General features: G+C 29.3%; 4 protein-coding genes. All 4 read right to left on the bottom strand.

Annotated elements, in window-relative coordinates:
* Positions 1–81: 81 nt before the first annotated feature.
* Positions 82–1,497, bottom strand: a complete 1,416-nt coding sequence (locus L6I86_RS35440) for a lipopolysaccharide biosynthesis protein (RefSeq protein WP_236293622.1) — start codon at positions 1,495–1,497, stop codon at positions 82–84.
* 22 nt (positions 1,498–1,519) lie between these two features.
* Complete coding sequence (locus tag L6I86_RS35435) at positions 1,520–2,791, bottom strand: glycosyltransferase family 4 protein (protein ID WP_236293620.1); 1,272 nt, start codon at positions 2,789–2,791, stop codon at positions 1,520–1,522.
* Positions 2,792–2,816: 25 nt separating this feature from the next.
* The gene (locus tag L6I86_RS35430; RefSeq protein ID WP_236293618.1) at positions 2,817–3,764 is read right to left on the bottom strand and encodes a WlaTC/HtrL family glycosyltransferase; all 948 of its coding nucleotides are present in this window, start codon (positions 3,762–3,764) and stop codon (positions 2,817–2,819) included.
* Between the two features lie 24 nt (positions 3,765–3,788).
* A partial coding sequence (locus L6I86_RS35425; RefSeq protein ID WP_236293616.1) for a hypothetical protein occupies positions 3,789–4,844 on the bottom strand: 1,056 nt, incomplete at its 5' end.

The following is a 4,844-nucleotide window of genomic DNA, read 5'->3' as shown; positions in this document are numbered from 1 at the left end:
CTATTTTAACATATCTAATTCAATACCTTTTCTAATATAATACTAATTCTTCTATTACTAGATTAAATAATATCTATATATTCATTTCTCTAGTGAGCGTTGTTTCAGCAACAATTTTTTGAGTGTAATAAATAAACTAATTACATTATTATAATTTACAATTAGAAGTAAACAAACACTTATCAATGATACGCCAACAGGATGAAAATCCATCGAAACGACAACACATTGAATGATTAAAATCAAAAAATTAAAATACAATATTTTAAAATCAATAAAAAAACTAAAAAATCTCCTCGAATCAAATATGCAGTACATACTTACAGCCAAATTTGCTATCATAGTTGCCATCACTGCCCCCATTAATCCGTATTTCGGAACAAGGAACAAGTTTAATAGAATATTTAGTATTGCATTTATTAGAGTAGCAGTCATTTCACGGATATTCTTCTTTGCTGATTTATATATAGCTGTAAAGAATGGAGAATAGCTATAAAATATTGCTCCAAGCAATAGGTAAGGAACCGCCTTCCAGGAACCCATAAAATCATTTCCAACATAAAAACTCATAAAAGGTTTAACGATTATCATAAATGTAGAAGCAGTAAGCACTAAGAATAAACTGTAGATTGAAAATACACGTTTGTAAAAACCCTTATCTCTTTTTTCATCATATTCTGTTATTGATGAAATTACCCAAGCTTGAAGAAACACACTAGAAAAAGTTGTTACAAGCGAAGGTATCTTAGAAGCTACCGAATATAGTCCTACTTCAACCTCTGTTCTAAAATAATTTAGCATGAAACGATCAGAAAAATTAATAACCCACCAAGATGCAGCGTTAGTTATTAATGGTATAGAATATACTAACATTTTCTTCAGTAAATCTTTGTTTACATTAGAATTAATAAAGTATCCGTATAGTTTTCCCGCAATAATTTGAAATATTAATGACACACTCATCGCAAAGATCATTGCAATAAAATAACCATTTAATCCCATCTTCAATATCAACAACAAAACTATACTTCCTGTAGCCAATAAGAATGTGTACAGAATACTATCTAATGCGAAGATTTTAATTTTATCAATACTTTTCAAATAAAGTGAAAAAGAAGATCGAAACATTTGCAAAATTGTGATTAAAACAAAATATCCTACCCAAGATGCCCATGGCTTGAATAAGCCTACAAAAGGATATAAAGCAAGCATTAATGCAGTGGACCCAAGCAGAATTAAACAAGTATTTTTAAAGACTTGCCCCGAATTAATATTTTTATCTAAACCAAACCTTAGAATTGAGTCATTAATGGAAAGAGTAATAAAGGGAATGATCAGATTTGCACTCGTTACCAGTAGATCAGATATTCCATATTCTGAGGTTGTAAGTGTATTTGTGTATAGTGGTAATAAAAAAAATAAAATAAACTTTGAACCAAGACTCGCAATAGCGAAGATAATAGTATTTGAAAATAAAGATTTATATTTCTTTTGCATAAAACCAAACTCCCTATTTGAATCAATCCTCAATAACAATGCTTTTAATTATTTCAGTAAGATTCTCACTATATTTTTCCCATGTGTACCGTTTAGCAAGTTCCCTTGATTTCAATCCCATTTCTGGTATTTTCTCTTTATTATTTACAAACCAAACTATTTTTTCCTTTAACTCCGTAATATTAGCTGAGCTTATTGTAAAGCCTTCCTCAAGTTCAGTTAAAACATCTGGGGCGCATGAACAGTCTGTTGCAATAACTGGCAATCCGGATGATAAGGCTTCAAATAAAGATAGAGAAAACCCCTCCCATAATGATGATAGTATATATACATCAGCATCAGTATATATTGCTGGCATTTCTTCTTTACGTTTATTTCCAAGAAAATTAACATTAATTCCATATATCTCTAAATCAGCAGAGTTACATTTTATTGCTCCCACAACATCTAACTCAATATCATAATTAATTAATTCTTTAAATGCATTTAATAAATAGAAAATACCTTTTGCAGCTTCAACCCTACCCACAAAAAGGAATTTCAACTTTGTTTTATTCAAGCTCTCTTTTTTCTTTATAGGCAAGAATTTGTCAACTTCTGCACCTAGTGGTAGGTAGTAAATTTGTTTATCCTTTACACCTAGTTCTATAAGTGTTTTCTTTGCAAACGTACATGCCACTAGGAAATAATCCGCCAATTGAATTTCTTTTTCATATTTCAAGCAAAGTTTTCTTGAATATTGTTTTAAACTAAGCTGTAATGAATCTTTAAAAGAAGTCTCACTTTCCAATTCTCTTAAAAGAATATCTCTAATATGAGGAGCAGATACACTTGCCATATCTAATACTCTTTTGGTTTTTGCTGAACTATTTTTCAATTTTTTAAATGAATAATATGCTAATGTATCATACATAATTACAACATCAATATTGTGTTTAATACATTCTTTAGCTATTTTAACTCCAAAGAGTATATTCATTATTCCTTTAATTTTAGGTAAAATAATTCTACTATGATCCTTTCGAATAACAAATAAAAAAAGCAAACCTAAAAACTCATAGTATTTTGAGACTTTAGCACTAAATATAGCACTATATTTCCCTTGCATCCTCTTTGTCAAGTCACTATTTAGATATCTTTTAAGTAATCGATAGATTATACTCTCTTTATCATAAAAAACTGTAGTGTAATACTTATATAACATTCCATTTTGTTCGAGTGCTTCAGCTGTCTTGTATGAGTGCTGTTGTAAAGAAATTGCAACTGCTATTTTAGGATTAAATTCCTTTTCCATTGTAACCTCACAAATTATTATTTCTTTATTTTCGAGTAGTTTTTTGTAACGTTGAAAAAACTCTAATTGAATACCTTAAATTTAATATTGTATCTTTTATCTTTCTGATTAATCCTCTTACTGGTGTATTTATAAAATATTTTTTGATATTTTTCTTCTTGCCATTATTTTTTGCAGTTTTAAGAACTAAATGTTCTCCACCATATTGCTTAATTTGTAACATCCAACCTGACTCTAGTATCTGAAATATCCTTGGATTAATCCGATATGCCATTAATAAGATCGTTTGATCATCATCAGTTAATCCACAATTATTTAGGCTTATCATGGCTGTTCGCATTAATAACCAAAATTCATGCCATAACTTATCTACTCCTACAATTATAGTCCCCATTATATACACATCCATGCTTCTTACTATGTCAAAGATTGGACGATCATCGATATCCTGAATTGAGAATAAATTAATCTTCTCTGGAAAATTGTACTCCCACAAAAAATTAAAATCTGAATTACTATCAATCACAGAACCACCATGATTAAAACCAAAATCAACCCACGCGACCATCCCAGAAGCTTGTTCCTTTGCAATTGCATCTTGAACACACCACATTTTCAGTTGCATTACGTAATTATAATTATAATTCCAGCATTCAGGATTGTTTGGCAATAGTCTAAATTGTTTCTGATACTGATTCTGAGTTGCAGCTTTTATGCTTTCGTATAGTTCAGTATCTATTTTGGTATAATCATCTACGATATTGACTATTGTAAATTCTTTTAATCCATATTTTTCTCTAACGCTAATGATTCTCTCAGCTAATTCAGAAGATTCCACATAAACGATTAATTTATTTTTCATTTTTGCCCATATGGAAAAATACCCTAGATATTCATCCACAGTTCTTGAATAAGGACCCCATTCATTTCGATTAATGTTAAAAAAAGCAGTAACGATAGATATTTCATTCATATTTATCACCCTAAATTCATTTTTTCACTTCACAAACTTACTAATATCCTCACGTGATTTAAACTGAGCAGGTACAAATGGTAATAAAATTACAATTACAATACCAAGTTCGGAATAAAAAGATAAATTCAAAAAAGAATATACAATAAACATATAATAAACAATCATCAATTGTGATTTCGCTGAGTACTCATTAAATAATTCTCTTAGGATCCTCGCATATTCTTTCAATATCCCAAACACTATCAAACCTCCAATTATTCCATATATAGCAAATAAATCAATTAATTCTGCATGATAGCCAACACCGGTATTCGCTATCATTTCACTCATACTACTATAGGTTTTCAAATTGTATCCCGAACCAATGATGAAATTTTGTAAGTTATGAAAAAAAGTGTTGATCGAGGTTTTAGCAAGATACAATCTTGTCCCAAACGAATCATCCCCACTAATAAATGCAATATCATTTCCTTTTGTAAAATTCAAGAGAGATGCTAACCTTGTCGAAATTCTTTGATTACTTATTAACGAAACCATATACTCAAGTATCGGACTAAGAAAAGCAAATATTCCTATTACTATTAAAGCATATAATAAAATTTTTTTAGCTTTATTCATTGAACCCAGGCTCTTCTCACAAATAATCAATATCAACATTATTACAGTAAGCACTGAAGAGGTTGCTCGACTATGCAAATAAAAAATTAAATATATCGATCCGACAATTGAAATTGCTAACGTTATTTTTAATATAAATTTCTGTTTCTGTAGTAATATTATTAATATGATTCCACTCATTAAAAATATCATTGCATCAAATGTAGTGGCACCAACGTTTGTTTTCAATAATTCAGAACCAGAAGAAGTAAAAATCAACGTGCTTGCATCCTGAAATTGTTGATTGAGAAATATATTATCAAACAAATTTATAACAATAATTGTTGTTAACCAGTACACCAATATTCGCTTACGCTTTCTATCAATATATGTATCCACAAAAGACATCATTATGAATGATAAAAAGAAAAGTATCTGTGTAAAATAATTACCAGTTGATGCAATTGAATAACCAATTAT

Origin of the sequence: Paenibacillus allorhizoplanae (assembly GCF_927798215.1) — a bacterium.
Lineage (GTDB): Bacteria > Bacillota > Bacilli > Paenibacillales > NBRC-103111 > Paenibacillus_E > Paenibacillus_E allorhizoplanae.
The sequence above is the reverse complement of the archived record's forward strand: the minus strand, read 5'-3'. Positions and strand labels throughout refer to the sequence as shown.